Source organism: Vibrio sp. 10N.261.45.E2 (assembly GCF_002875705.1).
Taxonomy (GTDB): domain Bacteria; phylum Pseudomonadota; class Gammaproteobacteria; order Enterobacterales; family Vibrionaceae; genus Vibrio.
The window spans coordinates 1-26,642 of sequence record NZ_MCZZ01000048.1 but is presented as its reverse complement, the minus strand read 5'-3'; the positions used below and the strand labels follow the sequence as shown (position 1 = coordinate 26,642).

The following is a 26,642-nucleotide window of genomic DNA, read 5'->3' as shown; positions in this document are numbered from 1 at the left end:
TTTGAAAAGACAAACCCGTTGGGATCGCATAGTAGTTATGTCACTTTGGGACATCAACTAGGGTGTTTTATCCAGACGATAAAGATATTTATCGGCAAGATAAGCAGAAATGAGGTAACGGTCATCAGTTCCACGTCGATATTGAATCTCTGAATTGACGGCTTTTTCAAAAATTGAGGAGCTTTCAAAAATAAAGGAGCTTTGAAGAATCGGGCTGGTTAGTTGGCTTGCCATTGATTGTATTGCAGTGAATGTTCCTTAAGCTTCTCGATAAGGCTGGTGAGAACTGGGCCGTTGATATGGCTGCGAGACACTAAACACCCCACAGGGGTAATCCAGCCACCATGCTCGTGCGAGACCGGTAGCGCGACAAGATCGCCTTTTTGAATACCTTCCATCACCATCATTTCGGGCACATTTGCCCAACCTACATTCTGTTCGACGAGATCAACAATGGTTTTGTGGTTGTTCGCATACCAAAGCATTGAACTAATGCCGTAGGTGAACCACAGTTCGCGCTGCTTTGAGCTGCGATGCACACATTGGCGATAACGCTTGAGATCGGAATCTTGTACTACGGGCATTTTACTCAGTTCATGAGTGGCTGAGCTTACCGTTAGGAAACGTGCCTGACCGAGTAAGAAGGAGTCCATGTCGACCTTAAGTTCGCCGTCTGCGTAGATGATGCCTAGGTGCGCTTTTCCACGTCTTACTAGGTCTTCCACATCGAAGGTTGAGGTCGTAATGATATCAAAGTGTGTGATGGGGAATTGATCAGCTAATGAACTGATTATCTTAATGAAGTTCTTATCTATGATGCTTTCATCAATAGCAATGATCAGCTCATGCTCATCTTCTTGGGTCAGTGATTCAACTTTTTGATCGAAGTACTTTTGCTGGTCAAGAATGGACTTAGCAACGGGTAATAAGGCTTTACCTGTGTTGGTTAAAACGGGGATGTTTTTTTCTCGGCTAAACAGCTCTTGGTCGATGGCGATCTCTAGGTTGGCGATCGACTGACTGACCCCGGACTGAGCACGTTTCAGCTTGCGTGCTGCGGCAGAGAAAGAGCCACTCTCACACACCGTGACGAAGACTTTTAGTTGCTCAAAACTGTACATGTTATTTCTCATTCAATACAAAATGGGTATTCACGCTCAGGCTATCACTAATCGTGATGGCTGTTAACTTTCTCTTATTATTTCCGATGACATAATCCTCGCTCATCCAACACGTATTAGATTATTAGAGGAATGTATGAGTACGTTAGAAAGAGTGTTTCACTCTGTGTTATTTGAAGTTTTGGCGGTAACGCTTTCAATCATAGGCTTAGTGATATTTACCGATCATGATGTGAATACCTTATCAGGAACCATGATAGTTGTGGCTACCATCGCAATGGTTTGGAATTACTGTTTTAACCGTATTTTTGATCGCTACTTCACGGGTGAAAAGTCAAAACGCTCGCTGAAATTACGCGTTTTTCATGTTGTGCTGTTTGAAGCTGGTTTACTGATAGCGACGATCCCTGTGATGGCTTACTTGCTTCAGGTGGGCATATGGCAGGCATTTTTGATGGACATCGGTGTGACCATTTTTATTACCATTTACGCGTTTGTATTCAATATGATTTACGACCACGTTCGAGCATTCTGGGTACGCAGATCTGAGCTGGCAGTTCAGTAAAATTTCAGCAGGGGTTTAACATTAAGCATGGCCATTAACTAATTGTTTATTCGTTATTTTAATTAGTACGTTACGCTCAGTAAGCCCATGTGTTGAACCGTTTATTCTGCTATATTTATCAAGGTGAAAAACCAGAATTATCCAATGGAATAAGTGTAGAGGAAAGGATGCCCAATATCCCTCAAATGACGGTTGTAGATAAGAAAGAAGTCGAGCTGTTTGCCGAAATGTTTAAACATATCGATGGTGACATCTACACCCTAATACGCAGTGCAAAAATCCCCAATGACATTCTCACGAGTAATGATCACTACGACTATCTTCCTGAGACTACGGTTAAAAATGTGGTCAAGATTATGGGTGAATCAACATCGAGAGAAGAGTTCTCGCTATTTATGTGGAGCTTTTGCAAGCAAACCTATGTGCCTTGATTCGTGGCCAAATTGAGTCAGCAAGATTCGCTAAAAAGTGCGCTCGACCAATTTGGAGAGCAGTTGAAGCTCATATCCAATGGTACCAATATCTATACCAAGCAATCCGGAGGCAAGTGGTGGTTTGTTCGCGAGAAGCCATTTACTAACGCACCTTGGTTTAAGTTTGCTGAATTGTTCTCGGTTATCTTTATCAACGAGCTGATTTCTGTATTAACACAGGGCCGTTGGAAGCCATCGGAAGTCGGTATTCAGAGCGAAGACCTTGATTGTTTTCAGCCTTTACCACAAATGGGCAGTGCTCAGTTTTACACACACAGACCGGTCACGGCTTTTGAGATTCCAGAAGAGATCATGCTTGCGCCGATTGTTCTACCAAAGGTCGCCCAAACACTTGAACCATCTCCTATGTTGCCTAGCTCATTTCTTAGTGCCTTTAAGCTCGTGATCAAGCCTTATCTCACGATGGGGAAACTTCCAATTAGCTTGGCCTCTGAAATTTTAAATATCCATGTCAGAACGATTCAGCGTCGTCTGGAAAATGAAGGGGTGGTGTACAAAACGTTGATCGAAGAGTTGGTTTTGGAGCAGGTTTTGGAATTGCTCAAGCAACCAGATTTATCGATTACTCAAGTTGGCGCAAAGATGGGCTATTCCGACTCCTCTCACTTTACGCGAGCCTTTAAGCGACAAATGAACATGACGCCAAGACAGTACCGGAAAGAACACTGCTAAAGTTGGATAGCATCAGTTCCAACCTATTTTTAAGAGAGTAGACGATAAGAGAACCAGAGAAAAACTACATTCCTTTGAAGCTGATGCGAAAGCGATAAGTGGTAATACAGACCAATGGACAGCTGAAATCTACTATAACATGCAGTTTGGAGAGCACTTTCAAGTCACGCCTGATATCCAGTACATAAAGGATCCTGCGTTCTCAAATGAAAGCAGCGCTTGGGTATTCGGTATTAGAGCGAGAGTCTTTATCTAATTCTGCTACTCATTATCTTGTTTAGACCCAAAAAGTGAGCCTATGGTGGCTTACTTTTTGTTTTCAGTCCGACAAAGTTAATCGAGCAGTTAGGTTTTTGTTTTCCCACTTGTCATCCTGCGTTAATTAGTTCTTATGAACGACCACTTCACCCAACAGATTCGTAAACATTCATTAATCTGGGTGTGGCGTATTATGGTAAGTATCCGGTTTCAGAATGATCCAAGATAAGACTCCAATTTAGACAGAGGTGCTTATGATTATTCATTTTAGAATCCAAGACGTAGAAGAACTTTGGGGATCCATCGATTTGGCCACGCTCCTGCAGTTGGAACTGAGAGCAGTATCAACCACACCGTTAACTCTCTGATTGAAATAGTTAAGTTACCAATTACACTTGAAGCATAAGTTTGAATGGAGTCAACTTAATGCTTTTCCACCAACAGCTGTATTTCTCTTCTATTACTCTGATCTTAACTGGCCTAATCTCATCCTCGGCCTATGCCTCCAATGAAGCGATTCAACATCGTTTAGAGAAAATCTTCGCGGCTTCTATTGCGCTGACAGACAGTGATGCCGTTTCAATTGGCTTTGTTGATTTTGACCCTAATTCATTTATCAACTTGAACGACAATGGTTTTGGTTCTGATAAAACCATCGATACTCGAAGCAAAGTGAGTGTGGGCTCTATCCCTTATTCTTCGGTGATGAAAACCGACAACCCTGATTTTGATCTAATTTGGTCTGTACGAGGGTCTTATGCGCTCTCTGAACAAGATGTTGAAATCTCATCAGACGTTACTTCTGATCGTCGTGTGAACCCGAATAAAGACTCAGTATTAGGCCTGTATGGTTTCTTCGGAGTTCAAAATCATTTAACCCAGCGTTGGTCTATCGCTTATGGCTTGGGCACTCACTTGTTCTATTACCGCAATAAGTACGAATACAACAACAGCTACTCTCAAGCATTTCAATCTCAGTTGGACGGTTACGCGTTAAATACTTCTGCGTGGGCATTGATTGGCGAGCCTTCAGTCAAACTCAAGTATTTAAAGAAACAAGAGTGGGGCAGTTGGAATGTCTCTTCTAGAGCACGTTATTTCTATGGGGCTGGCTGGGGTGAAGCGAACGATGGTGATATCGGAAACCCTGAAGGGATGCGATTCATTAATGAGCTGGAGTTTAGGCAAAATGTTTCGCTTGATGCTTGGTCGTTAAAGAATCCTCAGGTTCACTATAACTTTAGACGAATTGATGTTGCGGGCGATTTGACGGACCCCTTAGACACGCACTATTACTATGAATTCGGCGCTGGGTTAGTGTTCGATGCCCCTTATGATTCTTACTTCTTTGATAACTTTGGTATTGGGATTAACTTCAACTATGGCAGCTCTCTCAGTGGTGGCAGTTTGCTCTTCTTGCTTAATAACTAGACCTCCAGAGTAGTTATATAAGTTGAATTTGTATGTGTCGCAAAATGGTAAACATTTCACTTAAAACTTAGCCATCATAGTGATTCGCCCATCACCAGAGCAAACTATGAACAAGTTAAGTTATGACCGAAAAATGCCGTTATACGTGGTATCAGCACTTGTCCTCAATATCGCATTTAGCTTGTGGTTGCTGAGTATAGCCTCTACGACGTCCATGGTTTTTTCGGTGTGCATGTTGTTTTTAATCAGCACGCTCATCACTGCACGCCTATATCGACATGAAATGGCTCAAAGCAAGAATAACTTGTCTGAAGCGATCATTGATGGCGTCGCTGGTTTTATCGTTCTCGATAGTCAGTTGAGGGTCATACAAGTTAATCAACAGTTCTCTAGAGTTTCAGGTTATGCCTTTAATCAAGTCGAGTCTCGCCCGATTTCTGATCTCTGCTTCATGAATAACAGCAGTTTGATATCGACTATCACTCATTCACTTAAGGAAAATCATAGGTGGAAAGGTGAGTTGAGTGGGGTCAGTCGACTTGGCGAGCAGTTTACTGTCAACGTTGTAGTGGAAAAGCTAACCGAAATCCTGCCGCACAATAATAAATACGTTGTGACCTTTACGGACATTAGCCGACGCAAAGTATTAGAGCATCGATTAAGAATGCTGGTGGACACCGATTCCCTAACAGGGTGTTGGAACCGTCGCCGTTTTGATAAAGATCTCAACCATTATTCAAACTTAGCGGAGCGTTATGGCTATACACATTCTTGTTTGGCGCTGATCGACTTGGATCACTTCAAGGCAATCAATGATAACCATGGCCATGACCAAGGTGATTCCGCATTAAAAGAGGTCGCTGAACTGCTGAGAAATAACAGTCGAGATACTGATATCGTAGCGCGAGTAGGCGGTGAGGAGTTCGCTATATTAATGCCCGAAACTAACTTGGCAGAAGCGTTTGAGGCGATGTATCGATTGAAAGAAGTGATAGCCAAAGGAACAACACTGAACCTGACTGTGAGCAGTGGTGTGTCTGAAATACAGGCACAAGCCGAAGCGACCTATCGCAGTGCGGATAAGGCGCTTTACCGCGCTAAAGGTAATGGGCGAAATAGAGTGTGTAGCTCTAGCTCTAGCTCTAGCTCTAGTTCAGGCTCGGGCAGTGCAGCGGCCATTGTCCTTGGTTAGGCGTGTGTTGCAATTAACTAATCGGTGAGAGCGGAGCCTAAACCTAAACCTAAGCCGAAATCGAGCGTTGATAGATTTTGGGGGTTAACCCTGAGACGCGCTTAAACGCACGAGAAAAGTGCGAGATGTTGGTGTAGCCGAGTTGGCTAGAGATGTAGGTCAGGGTATGTCCTTCTTCCATCAGTTCACAAGCTACCGAAAACATCAGGTTCTCTTTGATCTTTCGATAAGTGGTGTTTTCATTCTTGAGTTTGCGTTGGAACGTTCGCACTGAAAAGTTGAGTAGCTCAGCTGCTTCTTCAAGAGAGAGATCTTGTTCTTTCATGTACGGCTTTAGAAGCTCATAAACGCTATCGGTAAAGCTGGTGTGCCACTCAATAAGCGTCGGTTTGGCACTGAGTTCTTTAGAGGTTAGGCGAATTGGGAGTTGTAAGATTTCTTCAGGAATAAGCACAGCCGTCGACGACTGATCAACAAACAATTGGCAGCTACTTGGCACCAGTGTTTTAACGACATCGATATCATGTCCTTGCAGACGCACCTTATTAGGTAACCATGGCGATTGGGATAAAATGGTTATTAATTCAATGATATATGTAATCGCAAAAGCTTCGCCCCATTGAAACATAGGGGAGTTGTCTTCTGGGGCTGTGCGGCAAAACCAGTTCTGACCGTGTTCTTGAATAAACTCGACTCTACTGCCTGGTGAATCATAGGCAAAGATTGAATTGATCTGTTTTAGTGCATCACCAATGGTTTCGAATTCGGTAAATTGATGCAAGACATTTGGGATGATTCGACGTCGAAATGCGAGTCCGAGAATATCGGTGAACCGAGAAACACCAAGTTGGGCGGATGTCAGATAAATCAGACGTTTAATCGATTCCGATGGCACAAAATCGCTTTCTGATTCAATGAGATCGGGCGGTAAACCTGAATCTTTGAGCAACAGGTGTAAATCGAGACCATAGTCAGAAAATACCTGAACCAGAATCTTGGCGTAGTTCGTTTGAATTACCGGGACTTGGTAGTGACTGGAGGTCATGAGCATACAATCCTTGTATATAGTTGCATTATTAGACGTGCATATCATTTGCAACGTTTTGTTTACTAAATCTAACCCTATTTACTTGAGTTTTCCATCGCCGGGTTTATTTTTAAAGTATTAATTTTGTTGATGTTAGTTATCTAGAAGGGAGTCCCATGTCAGAAGTCAACGGGAATGCGCAAGAAGCCAAGGAAGAAGTTGGCCAGCAAGAAAATGGAAAAGACAAAGTAAGAAAGGTCACCAACTACTTATTGTTGTTCGTGGCGTTCATGTTGATCTTCAGTATCATTTCAGACCGCATCATCCCTATTACTGATAATGCTCGTGTCAAAGGTTATATCGTTCCAATTAAGCCAGAGGTATCGGGTAAAGTTCTCGATATTCTTGTTCAACCTAATCAGCTGGTGAATCAAGGCGACAAGCTAGCGATTCTAGACGAATCCGATTATCAAATTGCTGTGCAACAAGCTGAGCAAAATTTAGAGATCGCTGGTCAAAATGTCGGTGCTCAAACCGCTAGCATTGCATCTGCTCAAGCAAAACTGACTTCAGCAATTGTTGAAAGACAAAATACTAAGCTACAAGCCAAGCGTGTTTTAGAGATGGCCGACAAAGGTGTTGTTTCTAAATCCGACGCTGATAAAGCGCGTGCAGCATTAGCGACTTCTCGAGCAGCTGTTGTGAATGCAGAAGCTGATCTTGACCGTGCTAAGAAACAAATGGGTAAAGAAGGCCAAGAAAATAGCCAAGTGAAAGCGGCGTTGCTGGCACTTGAACAAGCTCAATTGAACCTAGAACGCACCGTAATTACGGCACCAACACAAGGTGGAGTTTCTAACTTCAGCTTGTCTGAGGGTTTTTACGCATCAGCAGGCCAACCGATTATGACTTTTGTTTCAACCGAAGATATTTGGATTGAAGCTTATTATCGAGAGAACAGCCTAGGTAATGTAACGGTCGGTGATGAAGTTGAAGTGGCGTTAGATTTTGCACCGGGCAAATTGGTAAAAGGGCGCGTAAGTAGTATCGATTGGGGTGTTGATTGGGGGCAAAATGATCAAGCAGGTAAACTTGCTCAAGCTAGCCAACAAACGGGTTGGTTGCGTCAAACACAGATGCTTCCTATCACCATAGAATTTGAACGAGATGAGATGCAAGGCATGCTCCGAGTCGGTGGCCAAGCGGATGTGATTGTTTATAGTGGCGATAACTTTGTGTTCAACGCGATAGGCAAGGTATGGATTCGTTTGATTAGCGTATTGTCTTATGTCCGATAAGCCGATTCCTGACCAACAAACACAGCAACGTATCCTGCGATTTACGGTCGGGGTCACGTTAGCTGTTTTCTTGGCGGCGTGGATAAACTGGCCACTTGCGTTCGTGGCGCCAGTGTTCACTGCTAAGTTCTTAATTGATAAACCAAACCTCCATAAGGAAACGGTCTACGAATTGCTCTTGGCCGTTGTGGTGACCATGGGGTTAGGTTTATTGCTATCGCGAGGAATTACCCATTATCCAATCCCATTGCTGATTTTAGTGGGGCTAATGATGCTTTGGGGCTACTACTTGTTTGTCGACCCAAAATGGAACCTGTTCGCCACCATACTGTTGATTGCGGTCTTGATGTTGCCATTCATGGCGATTGATAACCCCGGCGTGTCAGTAATGCTGGCCTCTGGCTTAGCCTCTTCTGGTGTGGTGTCGGTGACTATTTTCGCACTGGTTCATGTCTTTTTTCCTGAACCCAAGTCGGATTTTTCCGGCTTTGCGTCAGTACCTTTCAATAAAAGAGAACGCTGGTATGCGGCTTTCCGCGCTATGATTATCTCTTACCCTGTTGTGTGCTTTTTCTTTATTTTTCAGATATCTGAAGCATTGTTAACCATGATGTTTATTGCGTTGTTATCGTTAATGATTACTTCAGAAAAATCAGTCAAATTAAGCGCATTTTTGGTCATCAGTAATGGTATTGGTGGCTTGCTCGCGATAGCGGCTTTTTCAATTCTTTCGATTGTTCCTAATATTATCTTCTACTCTTTATTCATAGGCTTGGTCGCCATTATGATTGCTAAGAAGATCTACACGGTTCCGGAAAAAGCACCGATTTACGCCACAGCATTTAGTACATTGCTAGTACTAGTCGGCAGCACATTGATGAGCTCCGGCGATATCGATAGCAACACGCTTATACGCATATTCCAATTGGTGTTAATTGGCATATACATGATTTTGGCTTCTCTATTCCTAGAAACTCGGAATTGGAAGTTCTTACAAAATCAGCCTTAATTTTGTTTAACAAGGACGTCTCATGAAGTTAACCGATGATTTTTCTAAACAGGCGATAGACGCTGCCATTAAAATCGCAGCAATTGCCATGCTCGTGTATTGGTGTTTCTCAATTTTGCGCCCATTCGTTCTTTTGGTGGTGTGGGGCGCGATCATTGCGACTGCGTTGTACCCAGTGGCGGTTGCAATTTCAAATAAAACGGGAATGTCGAAAGGTAAAGCCAGTGCACTGCTGAGCTTTATTGGTGTGATCATTTTATTTATTCCTCTGGCAGCGCTCTCTTCTGGTATCTATACCAGCGCTTCTGATCTGATGACAGGGCTACAAGATGGCACATTGTCGTTGCCTAAGCCGAAAGAGTCCTTACAAGATATTCCATTCATAGGAGAGAAGGTTTATTCAACTTTGGTTGCTGCCTCCAACAACATTGAAGGCACGTTCATAAAGTATGCTGACGAACTTAAACAGTTTGCGACGAAAGCGGCTTCGGTTCTTGGCTCGTTAGGCGGTGGCTTTATTCAGTTCATCATTTCTACCATTATTGCTGGTGCGTTCATGAGTAATGCCGATAAATGCCAAACCGGTGTGACTCATTTAGTGGCGCGTTTAACAGGCGGTAAAGGTGAAGAGTTAGTTCAGCTCTCTAAATCGACGGTGCGCAGTGTTGTGCAAGGTGTCATTGGTGTTGCTGTGATTCAATCCATGATGTCGGCAATTGGTTTGGTGATTGCAGGCGTTCCTGCTGCTGCGTTTTGGGCATTAGCTGTGCTGTTAATTGCAATAATCCAACTTCCACCGATTCTTGCTCTATTACCTGCAATCATCTACATGTTTAGCGTTGAATCGACACTGGCTGCGAGTTTATTCCTAGTGTGGTGTATTTTGGTGAGCGGCAGTGACGCTATCTTGAAGCCAGTACTGCTGAGCCGTGGCTCTCACATTCCAATGTTGGTTATTCTTTTGGGTGCACTAGGCGGAATGGCGATGTCAGGAATCGTTGGTCTGTTTGTTGGTGCTGTAATACTGAGTTTAAGCTATGAGTTGATGATGGCGTGGCTTGGACTAGAAGAGAAAGACCAAAAAGAAACTGAGCAAAAGCCAACAGAGGCAGAGGAAAAATAGATGAAGCCAGTCTCTGAAGACGACAACTTCTACTTCTTATTCTATGCACTGATGGTGTTGTTTTTTGGTTGCGCGGTGATGCAGCAGTTTTATCCGCAAGGCCAGAAAACAATCCTATTTCTCATCATCATTACTTTGGCGAGTTCAATTGTCGGTATTCACAAAGAACGAGCTTTGTATCGTTCTTGGTATGGGATGTTATTGATTACGGCGTTAGTGTCTGGTGTGTTTTCGTTTTTGGAAGGCTATAACCTATCGATAGTGACGCTATCAGCATTGGCTGTGTTCTTGTTCTCGCACATTTACTCAGCGCTAAAACAGGTAATGAAAGCAAAAACGGTGACGCCTAATCATATAATTGGGTCAATCTGTATTTATTTGTTGTTAGGGTTTGCTTGGTCGACCATCTACTTGTTGATTCTAGAAATCTTCCCTAATGCCTTCAATGGATTAGAAGAGCAAATTTGGCTGACGAACCTGTTCAATGCGATGTATTTTAGCTTTATCACGTTGACCACAGTGGGTTATGGTGACATTTCACCGGCCTTGCCAATAGCTCAATTTTTTGTGTTTATGGAATCTATTATCGGCAGCTTTTACTTAGCCATAATGGTGGCGAGCTTAGTGAGTATTCGGCTTGCGCAGTCTCAATCCCAATAGAGCGTATATACATAATAGAGCACATACGAACAAGCCCAGCAATTGCCGGGCTTGTTCTATTTTATGAGCTTCAAAGCTTCTTTAAGTTTGAACGCTGTGTGGGCGATGAACCTTAAGCTTCAGTGCCTTGAATCTTTTCTAATTCAGCGATAGTCGTTTGAGATACAAGCTGACCATCCATGTAATAGGTAACGTTTTGACCATCTTTTATACCTGTTAGAGTTGCTGTTTCGCCCGAGGTATAGACGATGTCCATTTGAATCGTGTTTTCGTCGATCTTAATCATCTCACCGGTTTCGATGGTGCGATTGTTTGAGATTGGTCCAACAGGGGCTTCTTTAAGGCTTGGGTCAAGCTCATCGTTCACTTTGAAGTGTGTATCTGTTTTTGTATCAAATACGTGTGGTGCGCCGCTGATTGGGTTCTTACCAGTCCAGAACTCAAGCGAGTTGAATACCACATAGTCCGCTGCGGTTGTAATACCGTATACAGGCGCTAATAAGAAGTTTACACCTGCACGAGCATAGCGGTTATCGACAACTTCAACGTTAAATTTCATAACCTTCCCTGTTACGGCGTTGCTGCCGATACAACCAGTTAGCGCAGAAGCCAAAACCGTTAGTCCTACAATTTTAAGTGCAATCTTTTTCATTTTAGTACCTGTATAAGTTAGAAGTCTGTTTCGTTGGAACAGGTGTAGTATGGTTTTTATTCGATTGTCAGTTTTACCATTTAGCGCCAATGACGATAGAAAATGACCTTGAACTTGCTGCAGGAAATTTAAGCAAAAAAAAGCGCGACCTAATAGGCCGCGCTTTTGGGGATTTGGATAAGTTGTAATGAAAACAATGACTCCAATACAAAATCACTTCATCACATAAGAATAAGCTGATACGACAAGCCAGCGGAAAAATCGAAATATAAGGGTCGTGGCTTTAAAAGCAAATTTAGCAATTGATACCATTGCTTCCGCACCAATGCTCACGCACTTATGCAAATCGGATTCTTTGTATTCTGAATAGGTCATGTGGTTTCTCATTTCTCGTTATTGTCTGTCATATGTATGTGCTGACTCCTGTCTGGCGATATCCCCTGAGCGACTAATGTACGAATATTCATCGTTACAAACTTACCATTTAGTGCCAAGTAGTATGAAAAACAACCAAGAGATGACGTGTTGGGATAAATTAGGGACATACCAAGGTGTAACTCATCAAGTTACCGAAAAATCGTAGTTAATAATGGTATGATCGCTGGTTCCGCACCATAAGCGATTAAAGAATAGGAAATAGAATGACGCACCTTACCGAACAGCAAGAAGCTGCAATGGCGACGTTTAAGGAAAACTTACACCTTCCAAATGGTGGTTTTCATAAACTGATTATCGAGCTAAGTAAGGAGTATCAGCTGCCTTTCCAAAAGGTGCGTGCGGTTTTAAAGAAAGCTCAAAAAGATGTGGAACGACAAATACGAGAAGACTTTACCAGCGTTGATGACACAGCACTGAGCCAAGTGAATTGGGTAAACATCATCAAGTCGAAGCTTGTTGACTTAGCGGAAGAAAACCAAACGGTCATGGATAAGCTGCAACAAAACCTGAAGTATCAAAAAGTGTTGTCGGCAATCGAAGGTTCAATCGCAAGTGAAGACGAACGTGACGAGTTGATTGAAGAGTTGATTCAAGCTTATGAGAAAGAGGTATTCAAACCTTTACTGGCGATGCTGCATACAACAAAGCTGTATTGGAAGTTAATGCTGGTGGATGAGACATGTAAGATGAATGAAGAGAATCGTGAGAAATTCAGTGATTACCCTCAACACATGCAAGCTGCAGAACACTTATATACTCTTGATCAGAAGTTAAGGTCGATGCCGTTAACTTATTAGCACATGAATGCACTGATAATGACTCATTGGTGATTCAGAGTTCGATATAAGTTGGTTTCAATAGAAGCACGATAACCTAGCTAGCGTTAGCCGCGTGTGAAATGCAAAAAGGGCTAGGTTTCTGATCTGTTTTACTTCTACTCTATTTTGTTCTGCTAGAGCGAATTGAGGGTGACATCTTTTATATCTTTGGAGCTAGGCGATGTTTCTTTTTGTCGCCTTTGGGAAATGCTATAGGAGTGTGAAATGTCCTAGGGTGTTTCCGTTACCTGAAACGATAGTTCCGATGCTTTCTCGTTCATTAAATTCAAAGTCGATGAGATAACTGTGATGTTGTAGCTTGGGCAATATGTGGCGGTGGAGTATATCGCTATTGAGCTGTCGAATCTCGGTGACCCATGAAATTTCTTCTTTGTGTAAATCTATTTTGATCTTGAGCATTTATTACCTTTTAGTTTATTAACGTTTTTTTCGCGTGATAGTTGGTACCAATGGGTTTGTCGTGTTGTTCTGCGTGACATAACTGTGCCTTGTGTTTATTACATTTGTATTTAAGTGTTCGATCTATTCTGACTTCGCTAACAAGAGAGCGAATGACGATTGATCGGTAGTAAGGATCGAATTTAAAAAGCTATTGAATGACTATCTAGGTGAAAGCTGACGCAGAGATGGTGTAACGAGGGAATCGAGAACTGTCTATGTGGAACTTGGACTTACTTTAGCATTAACAGCTCTGTAGATTAGAGCCAGGTGGCGAACTATACGCCTAGTTTTTAGAATTACAACCCTATGACTAATTAAATTTAAAAATATTTTCGATTGAAATATCACCATTACATAGCGTTGAAAGAAGGCGTTGATAAGGAATTCGCTATTTCTTAAATGGTTTCGTTGGCGATGTATCTGAAAAAATCCCCTCAACACTTTTCGATGTTTCATGTCGATAGCTACAATTAAACCCCTGTAATATAGTGATTTTACATTGTAAATTACAAGTCGTGATGTCGGTTTGTATGCTGTGTATTTATGGCTATATCAGTCGTAAGAATTTGCAGCCTTACTCATCCTCCCTTAATTTTCCGCTCATTTGAACGTTACTTGTCCTTCCTGCCTCCATTTATTGTTTAGCTATGCGCGTTTTAGATACCCGCCTAGCAGAATATGAATAATCACTTTTACGTTTATGAATAACAAAGTTGTTGTACACCTAAATAACTGCAAATATAATTGATAATAATTCTCACTTGCGTTACAAATTTGTTGTCAAATCAATGACAAACTTTAAATTATCGTTATTTAGCAGTTGTGTAGGCCCCATACTCATCGATGAGTAATCTGACTTTCATTGTCATGAGTGGTGGTTTGTCTCAATGGCAAAGGAAGAAACATGAAGAAAACAATCAAATCAGTTCGCCAGTTAGTGAGCGGGCTTGCCATCGTTCTTGCATCATCATTGATGATGACCGCACAAGCGGAAACCGTCACAATTGAACATGTAAAGGGCACAGCGCAGTTCACTGAAGTGCCACAACGAGTGGTTGTTCTTGGTTTTGGTAGCTTGGATGTGCTGGACAAAATTGGTGTGAAGCCAGTAGGTGCGCCTCACAGCCTTATGCCTGATTACCTAGAATCTTACAAAGAAACGACAGCAAATACTGGTTCGTTAAGTGAACCTGATTTTGAAGCTATCTACATGTTGAAGCCAGATGTGATCATTGCGGAAAACCGTATGCTTAAGGTTTACGACAAGCTGGCACAAATCGCTCCAACGATCATGTTCTCTATTGAAGGCGATAAGTACTGGGCCGACGCTCAACAAAACTGGCGTTCACTTGGTGAGCTATTTGATAAACAGGCTGAAGTTGAAGCTATCATCAAAGAGACTCAAGGTTCAATTACAGCTGTAAACGATAAAGTAACTGCAGGCGAAACGACAGCGATGATGCTAATGAACAATGGCAACAACATTGCTATGTTCAACAAAGGCAGCCGTTTCTCTATCATTTTTGATGACTTTGGTTTCGTGGAATCAAAGAGTGCAACAGTGGCTCCAATTAAAGGGACACACGGCAACCTAATCTCTTTTGAATACATTGCTGACGCAAAGCCTGAAGTGCTTTATGTTCTTGACCGTGAAAAAGCGATTGGTAAGTCAGAAGGGCGCGCACAACAACTGTTTGATAACCCATTAGTCGCGGTAACACCTGCAGCGCAGCAAGGTAATATCGTTTATCTTGATTCAAGTGCTTGGTACCTGGCTGGTGGCGGTGTGACAGCGATTCACAGAATGCTTGGTGACATTGAACGCACGATTCAATAGTTTCTAACAAACAGATTTTCGGGCTTATAAGAGTGTTCTTATAAGCCCTTTTCACTTTTTCATACGGGCTATCCGAGACCTACCTTTAGTATTATTTCTATGTTGAAACCCATTGCAGCTGCTGTCTTTCTTGTTGTGTTATGCGTTGCGTCATTGATGACCGGAGTCGCTGAAATCAGTTTTAGTGACTTCTTCAATGGCAACCAACACGCCAACTCTATTTATATTGTTAGTCGGATACCTCGGCTACTCGCTATCGTGCTTGCCGGAGCGGGATTGAGTATCTCTGGTTTGATCATGCAGCAAATCGTACAGAACAAGTTTGCTGCGCCTTCGACGATGGGCACCATTGACTGTGCGATGTTGGGCTACATCGTCGGCATTCTAGTGTTAGGTAATGCTGCGCAGTGGAGTTACTTAGGCTTTATCTTCGCGTTTGCCGTGTTTGGCACCATGTTATTGGTTCGCTTTCTACAGCACCTTAAGTTCAAGAACGCGGTATTGGTACCTTTGATTGGCATCATGTATGGTAATGTGGTTTCCGCGTTAACGACGTTTATCGCCTACAAACACGACTTAGTACAAACCATGTCAGCATGGACAATGGCGAACTTTGCAAGTGTCTTGCAGGGTAGTTATGAGATCCTTTACCTCGCAGTACCTGCTTGTGTGTTGGCTTACTACTTCGCGAGCCAGTTCAGCGCAGCGAGTATCGGTGAGAGTTTCGCGAAAAACATCGGTTTGAATTACCAGAAGATCGTCTTCATTGGTGTTGCATTGGTCGCTATCTGCGCCTCTTCAGTGGTGATGATCGTTGGTGTCATCCCATTCCTTGGCCTTATCGTGCCGAATATCGTGTCACTGATGATGGGCGATAACATGAAGAAGATTTTGCCTTGGACTGCTTACTGGGGCGTGATCTTGGTATTGGCTTGTGACCTGCTTGCTCGAATCGTCATCTTCCCTTACGAGATTCCAATCTCGATGGTAATCAGCATCTTTGGTGGCTTGATTTTTATCTACCTAATTATGAGAGACAAGTCGAATGCGTGATTCAGTAAAAATTGCGATTCTGGCTATCGCGTCTTTGGGTATGACAGCAGTGTTTATCGGGCAGGGACTTACGTGGGATAACTACGAGTTCTTCTTGTCTCTACGACTACCGAAACTGTTGTCGATAGTGCTGGCTGCGGTGGCGATTTCTGCATCGTCACTGGTTTTTCAAACCATCACCAATAATCGAATTCTAACTCCATCAATTTTGGGCTTTGATAGCCTATATATGTTGGTTCAAACGGTACTTCTGTTTGTGTTCGGCAGTGCTAGCTTCTGGGTGACCGATTCAATCGCAAACTTTTCGATGTCCGTAGCTGTGATGATCTTGTTCTCATTTGCTCTGTTCCATTTCTACTTTAAGAGCAAACGAAACAACGTATTCACACTGCTTTTGATAGGTATCGTATGCGGCAGCGTATTCTCAAGCCTCGCTAATTTCCTTGCGATGTTGATTGATCCAAACGAATTTGCAGTGCTGCAGAATGTGATGTTCGCAAGCTTCAATAACGTGAAAGGCGAACTGGTTTACCTCAGCCTGATTCCATTGGGCTTGAGCTTGCTTGGCCTGTGGTTGTTGGCGCCTAAGCTTGATGTACTCTGGCTTGGAGTTGATAACGCGACAAGTTTGGGCGTGAACACTAAGCGACTGACTCAGATTACCTTGGTGATTGTGTCAGTGATGGTTGCGGTGTCTACGGCTTTGGTCGGCCCTGTGCTGTTCTTTGGTTTAATCACAGTGAGCTTAGCTCGTCAGATATTCCGATCTTATCAGCATCGTGTGCTTATCATCGCAAGCAGCTTGTTAGCGATCGTGCTATTGGTTTCTGGCCAATGGTTTATCGAAAAAGTGATGGCGTTTGAAACCACAGTGAGTGTGATCATTAACTTGGTCGGCGGTTTGTATTTTATGTTCTTGTTGTTACGCACCAGAATTCAGTAAAGGTAGTAAGTAGTGATTAAATTAACAGGTTTAAGTAAGAAGTATGGCAAAGCACTCGTGGTTGACGATGCCAGTGCTATGTTCCCAAAAGGAGAAGTGACTTCTATCATTGGCCCAAATGGTGCGGGTAAAAGTACACTGCTTTCAATGGCGAGCCGCTTAACAGACAGTGACGCGGGTGAAGTGGTCATTGGCGATAAACTACTGGCTGAATGGGATACCAAAGAACTCGCGAAGCACCTTGCTGTGTTAAGACAATCGAACAACATCAATATGCGATTTACGATTCGTGAGTTGGTCTGCTTTGGTCGTTTCCCACACTCTCAAGGCCGCTTGAAAGACGAAGATCATAAGATCGTCGACACCGCGCTAGAGCACCTTGGTATCACAGATATTCAAAACAAATACCTTGATGAGTTAAGTGGTGGTCAGCGTCAAATGGCGTTTATCGCGATGGTTGTGGCGCAAGATACGGATTATGTGTTCTTAGATGAACCTCTGAATAACCTTGATATTAAACACTCAGTTGAAATCATGCAGACACTGCGTCGTTTAGCGCATGAGTTCAACAAAGCTGTGGTGATCGTGATTCACGACATCAACTTCGCTTCTTGCTATTCAGATAATATTGTCGCGATGAAGAAAGGCAAAGTGGTTAAATCGGGCAAGGTCTGTGAAGTGGTGGAACAATCAGTGATGGAATCAATCTACGAGATCCCATTTGAGATTCGCGAGTTCGATGGTGTTCGAATCTGTATGTATTACTCAGGTCGCTAGTCTATTCCACTCTCCAATGAACAATACTTAAGAGCTCCCTAACCAGGAGCTCTTTTTTTGTTAATAAACAGCCTGAGATTTAACATGTTGCTGATGGTTTATTGTTCAATCATAAGGGTGTAATCGACGTAATCTTGACAGGTAGCTTTAACTAAAATGATAGTTTGATGTCACTCATAGATTTACTATCCATTTTTTAAAATCATTTGCTATTTTTTGTGCCCCGCCTTCCAAAAACGATCTACACTAGGGCTATAACTGTTTGATTTTTATACGAGGTATCAATGATTCGTAAACCAATAGTGTTAGTCGTGGATGACACCCCAAGTAACTTGGATGTGTTAACGGCAATACTCAAAGATACCTATCAAGTGAAAGTAGCGATTAACGGTACAATTGGTATCAAGATTGCGAAGATGGTGCCGCAACCAGACCTTATCCTCCTCGATATCATGATGCCTGACATCGATGGTTACGAGGTGTGCCGCCAACTTAAAGATCAGCCGAATACGGCTCACATTCCTATCATTTTCGTGACCGCCAAAATTGGTCCCGAAGCCGAAGTGAAAGGGTTATCTCTAGGTGCTGTTGATTACCTAACCAAACCTATCACGCCTGAAATCGCGCTCCAGCGTGTCAAAACCCACATCGCTTTGTATGACCAACAACGAGCGCTGTTCCATCAAGTGAAAGAGAAAACTCAAGAGATCAATCTGGGTAAGCTAGAGACGCTGAACATATTGGGTAGGGCAGCTGAATTTAAGGACAATGAAACTGGCATGCACGTTAAGCGCATGAGTCACTACTGTGAGGTGTTGGGCAAGGCGTTGGGCATGACTGATGAAGATGCCGAAACGCTCCGTGACGCGGCGCCAATGCACGATATTGGTAAGATTGGCATTCCTGATAGCGTGTTACTGAAGCCGGGTAAGTTGGATGCCGATGAGTGGACTACCATGCAAAAACACGTCGAGTACGGTGTTGAGATCCTTGGTAGGCAGAGCGATTCCAAACTGATGCGCATGGCGATTCAAGTGGCGCAGTATCACCATGAGAAATGGGATGGTTCCGGGTATCCGAGTCAAGTGGCAGGGGAAGACATCCCATTGGTTGGCAGAATCGCTGCTGTGGCTGATGTGTTTGATGCTCTGACGGTAGAGCGTCCTTATAAAAAAGCTTGGAGTGTCGAAGATGCTTTGGCCTTAATCACTGAGCAGAAAGGTAAGCATTTTGACCCGACTATCGTTGATCTGTTTTTCACTAAATTGCCTGAGATTCTAGAGATTAAAGAGAAGTTCAAAGATGAGTGACCTCTGGAAGATGTCGGGTAAGTGTTATTTCATCGCCATAATTTTGTTTGTTGTCTTCGCTGTTCGTGCCGCTAGCGTTAACGCTGAGGCGGCTCCAGAGCAACAACCAAACCTATGGCAAGATCCTGATCGTGAAATCACGTTTGTTACGCTATCCAGTCACTATCCTTACTCATTTATTGGTGATGACGGACAAGTCGACGGGATTATTCGAGATTGGGCTTACGATCTTGAAGAGCGTTTCAACGTAAAAACCAACTTCATCAGCGTAGATTCTCACGCTGAAGCAAAGCAAGCTTTGTTAGACGGGAAAGGCGATGTGTTTCCGTTTCAACAGTTTGATCCCAGCGAAGGAGGTCGTTTCCTTCAAACTGATCCTTATATCTCGTACCAAATTGCCGTCATTCTTCCTACCGATGATCACCTCAACAATAAAATTGAGCAAGAGGGCAAGAGGCGAATTGGCATGGTTCGAGAAGGCATCGACCTAGAGCGATCTGGCGTGCAGCTTAGTTCGATTGAGCTAGTTGAGTTCGATACGGCCATTGATGCTATTCGCGCATTAGAAGACGGGTCGGTTGATGGCTTACTGGCTGAACCTGTGACCACCATGGATCTTGCCCATAAAAGTGGAGTTGACAATTTAGCGGTAAACTATGTGCTTGAACGCTGGAAAAACATCAAGGCAGCCATGGTCATTCGTTCCAATGACAATGAGTTACTTAACTTATTGAATAAACAAATTGAAACGTTTGATATCAGTAAAAAGAACCGCATTTTGTCTAAATGGTTAGATAGCTCGCCTTATCGCTCTCCCATTAAAGGCGTATTTGGTTTCGGTAACCCGCCTTACATGTATCCAGACAGTACTTCTGTCGGCTTAGAGCATGACATTATGCAAAGGGCTTTGAATGATATGGGATATCGACTGGGTGACGTTGTCACTTTGCCTCGTAGTGCAGCTCGTCAAGCTATCGATAACAATAGCTCAATATCATTTGTTTCTGGCGTTCAACTTGATGATTCCTCATTGCACTTTGTCAGTGATAAGGTGATGGATGTTGATTTCGTACCAGTGTCATTAAAGAGGCGTAAGCTGGATTTGAAATCGGCAAAAAACTTGTCATTGGGTGCTTTGCTGTTCGATGAAACATCGCCGATTAAAAACTCCGTAGAAGTGTTGGATAGCCAATTGAGCATTGATCGGATAGAAGATCTCGACAGCTTAGAGTCGGCGTTTTCCCAGCTGAGAGCTCAAAATGTTGATTTCCTCATGGTAGAAAGGCGGGTGTTAACCTGGTTTGTCACCAATACTCGTTTTATTGAAATGCGCGAGATTCAGATCCATGAAGATTATAAAGTCAGCTATCCCATCTACGTCGATTTCAGGGGGGCTGAGCTAAGAGACCGCTTCAATGTCGCATTGGCAAACCTGAAAAGGGAAGACGGAGAGTTTGAGCCAATCCTTAGAAGACAAATTAAGAACGACCTGACTCCGGTTCTGAAGAAGGCTGATATTATTGCTCAAATTTCAGCGTATTTTATCGTCAATGATCGCTTTGATGAACTGCCTAAGATTTTTGACATATTTGATGCAGATAATACCTTCATGGTTATTTCTGCACTGGCTGACAATAATAAGCGACCGCTAGAATCTTGGTTCCTAGGAGATGTATCAACGTCATTATTGGACAAGAAAAATACCTCTAAACTGTCATCCGTGACGAAAGGCGCTGGCTATAAAACACAGACGGGCAGTACCAATGCTGGGTTTATGACGTTCTATTTCGATGTGGGTTCCGTGGAAGGGAGTCATGTTTATTTTCCTGCCATTGAGCAATTTGAATCATTCGGAGATGGCGCAAAACGTTATATTTCTGATATTTATCAATCAAACAGCTTAGCTGGCGAACTTCTTAATCTCAGCCAAAATGAACGTCAGTGGATAAAGTCTCATCCAGTATTAAAAATCGGTATTGACCCTAACTCTTTGCCTTATGAGGCCGTATCGAGCAAAGGGGAATACATCGGTATGATCGATGATTACCTAAAGCTGATCGAACAGAAAACAGGTTTACGCTTGGAACATGTTGATGTCGGCAGTTGGAAAGAGACTCGACGACTCGTTGACCATAGGAAAGTGCACCTTGTCTCGGCTGCTGTAGAAAACCGTTCACTTCGTGAAAACGTGAAGGCGGGTAAGAAGTTATTTTCTAGTCGCTTAGCCATTGCTTCAAGGCGGGATGTGAATAGCCTTGTTTTAGAAGAAGCTGCCGGTTGGAAAATCGGTATATTAGAGGCGGGAGCCAACACAGAAGCTATAGTAGATAGTTATCCTGATATTAATTGGTCGATGGTGTCTTCGACTAATGACGGATTAGAACGTGTCGACTCAGGTGAGCTTGATGCGATGATTGATACTGTTGATGTCCTAAATTATTTGATCAATTCATTTGGTTATCGAGGTATCGGAATTATTGGCCGATTGGATTTCTTTTTGTCGCCGACCTTACATGTCATCAAATCAGAGCCGTTGTTACTGTCTATTGTTAACAAAGCAATAGGAAGTATCTCTGCGGAAGACCACCAAAAAATATCCGCGAAATGGGCTGCACCTAAAGCGATTGAAAAAGTTGATTACCAACTTGTTTATACCATCTCGGTATTTTCCGTCGTGATAGTGTTGTTGATTGTATTTTGGAATAGAAAACTATCCAAGCAAATCACTATTGCTAATAACGCTACTGAAGCACTTCGTAAAGCACAAAGTCAGCTTTACAACATTTTGAATACGTCCCCTATAGCTGCGAGTGTTATTGTCGACGAACAAGTTCGTTATGCGAACGATACGGCAAAACGTCTCTTTGGAGTAGAACGGAGAGAACTTTCCTCTATTGATGTTGAAGTCGTTTATAACTCTTTATCGGACCGTGATGGATTGTATAAAGAACTGAACCTTTACGGTAAGGTTGTGAATAGGGAGTTAGTGCTTAGGAAATTTGATGGCAGCCGTTTTGTCGCCCTTGTTAGTTACTACCTATTTGAACTTGATGGGGAAGTTGCGACTCTATTTTGGGCTTTTGATATTTCTGAAATGAAACGCCTAAATGAACAACTAGAAGAAGAGAAAAAGAGAGCAGATTTGGCAAGCCAAGCCAAATCTGAATTCTTAGCCAATATGAGCCATGAAATAAGAACGCCAATGAATGCGATTATTGGCTTGTCTTATCTAGCGATTGGAGAAATATCTAATCCGGTTGCTCGAAATTATATTGAGAAAGTGCATCGTTCGGGTCATTCATTATTAGCTATCATCAACGATATTTTGGATTTCTCAAAGATAGAAGCAGGGCAGCTTGTTATTGATAGCATTCCATTTGACCCGATGACGACGTTTCAAGATGTCATTGAGCTGATGGAATCGAAAGCGGCTGAGAAGCAACTGAATTTGACGATGTCAGTTGACTCGGAATTACATACGCCCTTGCAAGGTGATCCATTGAGGTTGTTCCAAGTCATACTCAATCTTGTTGGTAATGCGATTAAATTTACGGAAAAAGGCAGTGTGGCGTTAAACGTTGCTCTGATCGAGTCGAATGACAACAGCTTAACAATGAAGGTCAGTGTGACAGATACCGGAATAGGCATCTCTGATGAGAATTTACATAAGTTGTTTGAAGCATTTAGCCAAGCGGATTCCACCACGACACGCAGATTTGGCGGAACCGGGCTTGGGCTCAATATTAGTCAAAAATTAGTTCATGCGATGGGCGGTCAGATCACAGTTGAGAGTGTTTACGGAAAAGGAAGCGAGTTCTCATTTGTTCTGACATTACCAAGATCAAGTGCTGATGAATTAATAGAGTTTAAAGCTCAAGAGTTGCAGTTGGATTATCAGATAGAATTCAAAGGCCAAAGAGTATTATTGGTTGAAGACAATGAGTTGAACCAAGATTTAGCCTTGGCATTTTTCAGTCGCTCTAAATTGAATGCCGATCTGGCTGAAAACGGTAAGGAAGCGTTGGAGTTAGCTAAAAATAATGATTACGAGATAATCTTTATGGATCTTCAAATGCCAATTATGGATGGCTTTGAAGCGACGCGTTTGATTCGTGAATTCGATAAAGACGTACCTATTATTGCAATGTCGGCCAATGTGTTTGCTGACGCGAAACAACGAGCGAGAGAAGCAGGTGTCACGGACTTCTTGGATAAGCCCATTGTTATCGATAAAGCGATGTCTTTGGTTACTAGGTACATGGTCCCAGAGGTGTTGGTTGAAGGAAAAGTGTCATCAGAAGAGTCTAAAAGTACAATGCAGACCGACGGCTATGATGAGCGTGCAACACTAAATTCTGATATTCCAAATGAACTGCCTATTTTCTCGCAATCGAGATTTGAGCAGCTGACTTATCATGATGCAGAGTTGCAAGCTAAGGTGCTTGATAGGTTCTGTCAGGGCGCGCCAAGCATTATGTCGCAAACCTTTGATAACCTGCTACAAGACGATTGGGGTACGTTAGAGCGGAACTTGCATACATTAAAAAGCATGGCGGCATCGATTGGGGGAGTTCGATTGGCTGAGTTACTTGGTGTAATTGAACACAACGCTCACAACAAAACGTGTACTAAGACGGATCTTAAGCAGAGTGAACTTGGATTAAATGAGTTGATTGAAGAGGTTGGGCGCGTTTTGGGTAAGCCATGTGCAGCTGAAGTTGAGGTGAGTCTAGCGAATGTGACGGAGCCTCCTAGGATTGCACTTGAGCAAAAGACAAAGTTGTTGTCTCTACTCGAGGCTTACGATAACGATGCGACGCAATACGTGGCTGAGTTACTCGTGCAGTATCCACACGCTGTTGTGCTTAAAGATATTAAAAGTGCATTAGATAGCTACGATTTCGAGCGAGCTGGTGAGGTTCTAAGCTCGTTGGAATAAGCACCTTAGACTACAACTAAGCCATTTTGCTTCGTTGACATGTAATAATTGCTCTCTTTATTGTTATCGCTGTCTTAACAATAAGCACTTCAGTATGAAAGCCTTTAACCTCTGTAGTTAAAGGCTTTCATCAATTCATTAATGTTTCTAACCACTCACGTTCTGTTTGATGAGTTCAACAACTGTATCGTATCGGTGCGGCAATTTTCGGTTTCTCTTTTGAACCAAATACAGCGTCTCCTCAACTTCTACCTTTGGTGGCACAACGTGCAACTTATCTCTATCAGGGAAGTGTTCAACTGCACCAGCCGGTAACACTGTAAAGCCTAACCCTTTAGATACTGGTAACAATATCTGATGAAGCTGGTTGATGTAGCCAGACCTTGGTATTTCATTTACGTTGATGTTCGCTAAATCTTTATCTCCACACAGGTCAAAGTACAAAGACAGGTAGTGTGCAGAGTCTGGATGTGCAATCAACCCAATGTCGTTCAATATTTGCGGTGTTATCTCTAGATCAGCAAGGCTGTGATGGACGATAAGGCAAAGCGCTTCTTTACCGATGACTTGGCTTTGGTAGTAGCTGTCGTTCGGTGAGTGCCTAACAATGCCGATATCGGTGGTGCCTTCGATTAGGTCGTTCAATATCTTTTTGTTTGGCGCCGCTTCTAAGTTAATACTGAGTTCTTGGTATTGTTGCTGTAATTCAAGAAGTTTTGGGTAGAGGCGCAAAGAGAGTGAACCAGAGCAGGAAAGGTGACATTGCCCAGCATAAGGGTTATCAAAACTCAGAGACTCAAAAAGATCTTCTTGGTCTTTCTCTAGTTTGAGCGCATAGCGATACATAATCCGACCCTGTTCGGTCAACTCGAAACTCTTATTTTCACGAGAGAGCAGATCACAGTTACAAGCTTGTTCAAGCTTCTTGATGTGCTGACTGACCCCTGGTTGTGTCATATACAACTTTTCAGCCGTTTGGGTGAAATGGCCAACTTCAACCAGAGTCTTAAACGTATTGAGCCAAAGTGGATTAATCATACTCACCTTCAAATGCGTTGGCTTATTGAGTAATAAAGCCAATGAATAACAGAAAATTATTATTATCTTAAGTAATGATAATTTCAACTCTAGTGCCTAAAGTAAGGCTAATCAAACTTAACGTGATGGACTATCAGCCGCTTTGTAGAGTTGTTATGAGTAACAAAGTGTTGCGACTTTGTTGAATTTTTGGTCTATTGACCAACTGTGCTCATATTTAGGAACGAAGATGAATAGAAATGTTTGGCTGCTCTCACTGTGTCAGGCCTTGTTGATGACGGGAAACATATTGCTGATCTCTGTGATTGGATTGATCGGTAAGCAGATTGCACCGAATGTCAGCATGATCACTTTGCCGGTTGCACTGCAATTTTTGGGCTTGATGGCTGCCACTATTCCTGCGTCTTTGATTTCAGGGAAGTTAGGGCGAAAGCGAGGGTTTAGCATTGGTAATGTGGTTGGCATTACAGGGGCTAGCCTTGCTACCTACGCGCTATCTCAGCAACATTTCTACTTGTTTTGCTTCGCCACATTTTTGCTTGGGATCGGTATTGGTTTTGGCACGCTTTATCGCTTTGCTGCAATTGAAGTGTGTGATGAAAACGCTAGGCATCGAGCGATTTCTATCTCTATGGCTGGTGGCGTTTTAGCAGCCGTATTAGGGCCTAACTTAGCAATTATGTCGCAACAGTGGTCGCAAGATGGCTTGTACATTGGTGCTTTTGCTTCTTTGATTGGCTTGAACATTCTTGCGTTACTCATTTTACAAACCATTCAATTTCCAAAAGTCTCTTTTAATAGTCAGGCTCCTAAAGCCGATCCTCTTAGCGTGATAGTAAAAGCGCCCAACTTTATTGGCGCTGTGTTTGCTGCCATGGTCGCTTATGCCGTGATGAATATCCTGATGACAGCAACACCATTGGCAATGATTGGCTGCGGCTTTGACTTTACTAAAGCGGCGGGTGTGATCGAATGGCACGTGTTGGGGATGTTTGTTCCTGCGTTCTTTACTGGATCACTTATTGAAAAGTTTGGATCAAGAATGATGATCTTGGCGGGTGGGCTACTATTCGTTGCCTGTATTGCGATTAACATTCATGGTGAATCTATTTGGCACTTTAGAGCGGCTTTGGTTTTGTTGGGAGTGGGTTGGAACTTCATGTTTATCGCGGCAACGGGCTTGTTTAGTCAGTCTTATCAGTCACAGAACAAGGCCAAGGCACAAGCGTTTAATGAATTTGTTGTCTTTGGGTGTGTGACTATTACCGCCATGCTCTCTGGTTGGCTAGAATCAACAGCTGGGTGGCAGAACCTCAATGTCTACGTATTACCATTCGTGTTAGCCGTTATCTTGTTGTTCGCATTCAGTGCTCGTAAATCGCGTATTCAAAAACAGCCGATATAAAGACAAGTTAAACGGTTGAACATAATGCTACGCTAACCAGTTTATAGTGCTAACGATGCTATACAAGTACAGACAAATAAAAAGCCCTACCAATAAGGTATAATGCCGATCGTTTAAGAA

General features: G+C 42.9%; 21 protein-coding genes and 2 pseudogenes. 17 read left to right on the top strand and 6 right to left on the bottom strand.

Going from position 1 to position 26,642, the window contains the following annotated elements:
- Positions 1 to 57 precede the first annotated feature (57 nt).
- Both BCT34_RS24545 and BCT34_RS02740 read right to left on the bottom strand, forming a co-directional pair.
- Positions 58 to 234, bottom strand: a complete 177-nt coding sequence (locus BCT34_RS24545) for a hypothetical protein (RefSeq protein WP_157934842.1) — start codon at positions 232 to 234, stop codon at positions 58 to 60.
- Positions 219 to 1,121: a LysR family transcriptional regulator gene (locus tag BCT34_RS02740; RefSeq protein ID WP_076655331.1), complete on the bottom strand. Its 903-nt coding sequence runs from the start codon at positions 1,119 to 1,121 to the stop codon at positions 219 to 221. The genes BCT34_RS24545 and BCT34_RS02740 overlap by 16 nt, the downstream gene beginning before the upstream one ends.
- A gap of 136 nt (positions 1,122 to 1,257) precedes the next feature.
- Here BCT34_RS02740 and BCT34_RS02735 point away from each other — a divergent pair, with 136 nt between their 5' ends.
- From BCT34_RS02735 to BCT34_RS02715, 5 genes and pseudogenes are all read left to right on the top strand, one after another.
- The gene (locus BCT34_RS02735; RefSeq protein WP_076655328.1) at positions 1,258 to 1,686 is read left to right on the top strand and encodes a PACE efflux transporter; all 429 of its coding nucleotides are present in this window, start codon (positions 1,258 to 1,260) and stop codon (positions 1,684 to 1,686) included.
- A gap of 185 nt (positions 1,687 to 1,871) precedes the next feature.
- Positions 1,872 to 2,852, top strand: a pseudogene (locus tag BCT34_RS02730) (helix-turn-helix transcriptional regulator).
- A 70-nt stretch (positions 2,853 to 2,922) separates the two neighbouring features.
- Positions 2,923 to 3,108: pseudogene (locus BCT34_RS02725) on the top strand (carbohydrate porin); the annotation flags it as partial.
- Between the two features lie 428 nt (positions 3,109 to 3,536).
- Positions 3,537 to 4,541, top strand: a complete 1,005-nt coding sequence (locus BCT34_RS02720; protein ID WP_076655325.1) for a Solitary outer membrane autotransporter beta-barrel domain — start codon at positions 3,537 to 3,539, stop codon at positions 4,539 to 4,541.
- Between the two features lie 106 nt (positions 4,542 to 4,647).
- Entirely contained in the window at positions 4,648 to 5,733 is a 1,086-nt protein-coding gene (locus tag BCT34_RS02715) for a sensor domain-containing diguanylate cyclase (protein ID WP_076655408.1), read from the top strand.
- A 49-nt stretch (positions 5,734 to 5,782) separates the two neighbouring features.
- Here BCT34_RS02715 and BCT34_RS02710 read toward each other — a convergent pair whose 3' ends face one another.
- Positions 5,783 to 6,778, bottom strand: a complete 996-nt coding sequence (locus tag BCT34_RS02710) for a helix-turn-helix domain-containing protein (protein ID WP_076655322.1) — start codon at positions 6,776 to 6,778, stop codon at positions 5,783 to 5,785.
- A 158-nt stretch (positions 6,779 to 6,936) separates the two neighbouring features.
- On the opposite strand from BCT34_RS02710, the gene BCT34_RS02705 reads away from it, so the two are divergent.
- The 4 genes from BCT34_RS02705 to BCT34_RS02690 are packed head-to-tail and all read left to right on the top strand — an operon-like array spanning position 6,937 to position 10,850.
- Positions 6,937 to 8,058, top strand: a complete 1,122-nt coding sequence (locus BCT34_RS02705) for an HlyD family secretion protein (RefSeq protein ID WP_076655319.1) — start codon at positions 6,937 to 6,939, stop codon at positions 8,056 to 8,058.
- Positions 8,048 to 9,067, top strand: a complete 1,020-nt coding sequence (locus BCT34_RS02700) for a DUF2955 domain-containing protein (protein WP_076655316.1) — start codon at positions 8,048 to 8,050, stop codon at positions 9,065 to 9,067. The genes BCT34_RS02705 and BCT34_RS02700 overlap by 11 nt, the downstream gene beginning before the upstream one ends.
- A 22-nt stretch (positions 9,068 to 9,089) precedes the next feature.
- Complete coding sequence (locus BCT34_RS02695; protein ID WP_076655313.1) at positions 9,090 to 10,190, top strand: AI-2E family transporter; 1,101 nt, start codon at positions 9,090 to 9,092, stop codon at positions 10,188 to 10,190.
- The gene (locus tag BCT34_RS02690; RefSeq protein WP_076655310.1) at positions 10,191 to 10,850 is read left to right on the top strand and encodes a potassium channel family protein; all 660 of its coding nucleotides are present in this window, start codon (positions 10,191 to 10,193) and stop codon (positions 10,848 to 10,850) included.
- Between the two features lie 112 nt (positions 10,851 to 10,962).
- On the opposite strand, the gene BCT34_RS02685 is transcribed toward BCT34_RS02690, so the two are convergent.
- Entirely contained in the window at positions 10,963 to 11,502 is a 540-nt protein-coding gene (locus tag BCT34_RS02685; protein ID WP_076655307.1) for a DUF3332 domain-containing protein, read from the bottom strand.
- Between the two features lie 641 nt (positions 11,503 to 12,143).
- Between BCT34_RS02685 and BCT34_RS02680 the strand changes: the two genes are divergently transcribed.
- The gene (locus BCT34_RS02680) at positions 12,144 to 12,737 is read left to right on the top strand and encodes a hypothetical protein (RefSeq protein ID WP_076655304.1); all 594 of its coding nucleotides are present in this window, start codon (positions 12,144 to 12,146) and stop codon (positions 12,735 to 12,737) included.
- A 231-nt stretch (positions 12,738 to 12,968) separates the two neighbouring features.
- Here BCT34_RS02680 and BCT34_RS02675 read toward each other — a convergent pair whose 3' ends face one another.
- Positions 12,969 to 13,178, bottom strand: a complete 210-nt coding sequence (locus BCT34_RS02675; RefSeq protein ID WP_004731601.1) for a hypothetical protein — start codon at positions 13,176 to 13,178, stop codon at positions 12,969 to 12,971.
- Between the two features lie 946 nt (positions 13,179 to 14,124).
- On the opposite strand from BCT34_RS02675, the gene BCT34_RS02670 reads away from it, so the two are divergent.
- From BCT34_RS02670 to BCT34_RS02645, 6 genes are all read left to right on the top strand, one after another.
- Positions 14,125 to 15,057 carry an ABC transporter substrate-binding protein gene (locus BCT34_RS02670; protein WP_076655301.1) on the top strand — a complete coding sequence of 311 codons (933 nt, stop codon included), beginning with the start codon at positions 14,125 to 14,127 and terminating at the stop codon, positions 15,055 to 15,057.
- A gap of 99 nt (positions 15,058 to 15,156) precedes the next feature.
- Positions 15,157 to 16,110, top strand: a complete 954-nt coding sequence (locus tag BCT34_RS02665) for an iron chelate uptake ABC transporter family permease subunit (protein WP_076655299.1) — start codon at positions 15,157 to 15,159, stop codon at positions 16,108 to 16,110.
- Positions 16,103 to 17,053 carry an iron chelate uptake ABC transporter family permease subunit gene (locus tag BCT34_RS02660; protein ID WP_076655296.1) on the top strand — a complete coding sequence of 317 codons (951 nt, stop codon included), beginning with the start codon at positions 16,103 to 16,105 and terminating at the stop codon, positions 17,051 to 17,053. Before BCT34_RS02665 ends, BCT34_RS02660 begins: the two co-directional genes overlap by 8 nt.
- A 12-nt stretch (positions 17,054 to 17,065) precedes the next feature.
- A complete protein-coding gene (locus tag BCT34_RS02655; protein WP_076655293.1) occupies positions 17,066 to 17,830 on the top strand; it encodes an ATP-binding cassette domain-containing protein in 765 nt (254 codons plus the stop codon).
- A 284-nt stretch (positions 17,831 to 18,114) separates the two neighbouring features.
- A complete protein-coding gene (locus BCT34_RS02650; protein WP_076655290.1) occupies positions 18,115 to 19,140 on the top strand; it encodes a two-component system response regulator in 1,026 nt (341 codons plus the stop codon).
- Entirely contained in the window at positions 19,133 to 24,079 is a 4,947-nt protein-coding gene (locus BCT34_RS02645) for a transporter substrate-binding domain-containing protein (protein ID WP_076655287.1), read from the top strand. The genes BCT34_RS02650 and BCT34_RS02645 overlap by 8 nt, the downstream gene beginning before the upstream one ends.
- A gap of 147 nt (positions 24,080 to 24,226) precedes the next feature.
- On the opposite strand, the gene BCT34_RS02640 is transcribed toward BCT34_RS02645, so the two are convergent.
- Entirely contained in the window at positions 24,227 to 25,117 is an 891-nt protein-coding gene (locus BCT34_RS02640; RefSeq protein WP_076655284.1) for a LysR family transcriptional regulator, read from the bottom strand.
- Between the two features lie 229 nt (positions 25,118 to 25,346).
- Here BCT34_RS02640 and BCT34_RS02635 point away from each other — a divergent pair, with 229 nt between their 5' ends.
- Positions 25,347 to 26,522 (top strand): MFS transporter, encoded by a 1,176-nt coding sequence (locus BCT34_RS02635; protein WP_076655281.1) that lies wholly within the window; start codon positions 25,347 to 25,349, stop codon positions 26,520 to 26,522.
- Positions 26,523 to 26,642 lie beyond the last annotated feature (120 nt).

Excerpts from the sequence above, each read along its gene's own strand:
- BCT34_RS02690 (WP_076655310.1), top strand. The coding sequence starts at position 10,191 with ATGAAGCCAGTCTCTGAAGACGACAACTTCTACTTCTTATTCTATGCA.
- BCT34_RS24545 (WP_157934842.1), bottom strand. The coding sequence starts at position 234 with ATGGCAAGCCAACTAACCAGCCCGATTCTTCAAAGCTCCTTTATTTTT.
- BCT34_RS02715 (WP_076655408.1), top strand. The coding sequence starts at position 4,648 with ATGAACAAGTTAAGTTATGACCGAAAAATGCCGTTATACGTGGTATCA.
- BCT34_RS02700 (WP_076655316.1), top strand. The coding sequence starts at position 8,048 with ATGTCCGATAAGCCGATTCCTGACCAACAAACACAGCAACGTATCCTG.
- BCT34_RS02660 (WP_076655296.1), top strand. The coding sequence starts at position 16,103 with ATGCGTGATTCAGTAAAAATTGCGATTCTGGCTATCGCGTCTTTGGGT.
- BCT34_RS02680 (WP_076655304.1), top strand. The coding sequence starts at position 12,144 with ATGACGCACCTTACCGAACAGCAAGAAGCTGCAATGGCGACGTTTAAG.
- BCT34_RS02645 (WP_076655287.1), top strand. The coding sequence starts at position 19,133 with ATGAGTGACCTCTGGAAGATGTCGGGTAAGTGTTATTTCATCGCCATA.
- BCT34_RS02685 (WP_076655307.1), bottom strand. The coding sequence starts at position 11,502 with ATGAAAAAGATTGCACTTAAAATTGTAGGACTAACGGTTTTGGCTTCT.
- BCT34_RS02650 (WP_076655290.1), top strand. The coding sequence starts at position 18,115 with ATGATTCGTAAACCAATAGTGTTAGTCGTGGATGACACCCCAAGTAAC.
- BCT34_RS02665 (WP_076655299.1), top strand. The coding sequence starts at position 15,157 with ATGTTGAAACCCATTGCAGCTGCTGTCTTTCTTGTTGTGTTATGCGTT.
- BCT34_RS02720 (WP_076655325.1), top strand. The coding sequence starts at position 3,537 with ATGCTTTTCCACCAACAGCTGTATTTCTCTTCTATTACTCTGATCTTA.
- BCT34_RS02710 (WP_076655322.1), bottom strand. The coding sequence starts at position 6,778 with ATGACCTCCAGTCACTACCAAGTCCCGGTAATTCAAACGAACTACGCC.
- BCT34_RS02670 (WP_076655301.1), top strand. The coding sequence starts at position 14,125 with ATGAAGAAAACAATCAAATCAGTTCGCCAGTTAGTGAGCGGGCTTGCC.
- BCT34_RS02640 (WP_076655284.1), bottom strand. The coding sequence starts at position 25,117 with ATGATTAATCCACTTTGGCTCAATACGTTTAAGACTCTGGTTGAAGTT.
- BCT34_RS02740 (WP_076655331.1), bottom strand. The coding sequence starts at position 1,121 with ATGTACAGTTTTGAGCAACTAAAAGTCTTCGTCACGGTGTGTGAGAGT.
- BCT34_RS02695 (WP_076655313.1), top strand. The coding sequence starts at position 9,090 with ATGAAGTTAACCGATGATTTTTCTAAACAGGCGATAGACGCTGCCATT.
- BCT34_RS02675 (WP_004731601.1), bottom strand. The coding sequence starts at position 13,178 with ATGCTCAAGATCAAAATAGATTTACACAAAGAAGAAATTTCATGGGTC.
- BCT34_RS02735 (WP_076655328.1), top strand. The coding sequence starts at position 1,258 with ATGAGTACGTTAGAAAGAGTGTTTCACTCTGTGTTATTTGAAGTTTTG.
- BCT34_RS02635 (WP_076655281.1), top strand. The coding sequence starts at position 25,347 with ATGAATAGAAATGTTTGGCTGCTCTCACTGTGTCAGGCCTTGTTGATG.
- BCT34_RS02705 (WP_076655319.1), top strand. The coding sequence starts at position 6,937 with ATGTCAGAAGTCAACGGGAATGCGCAAGAAGCCAAGGAAGAAGTTGGC.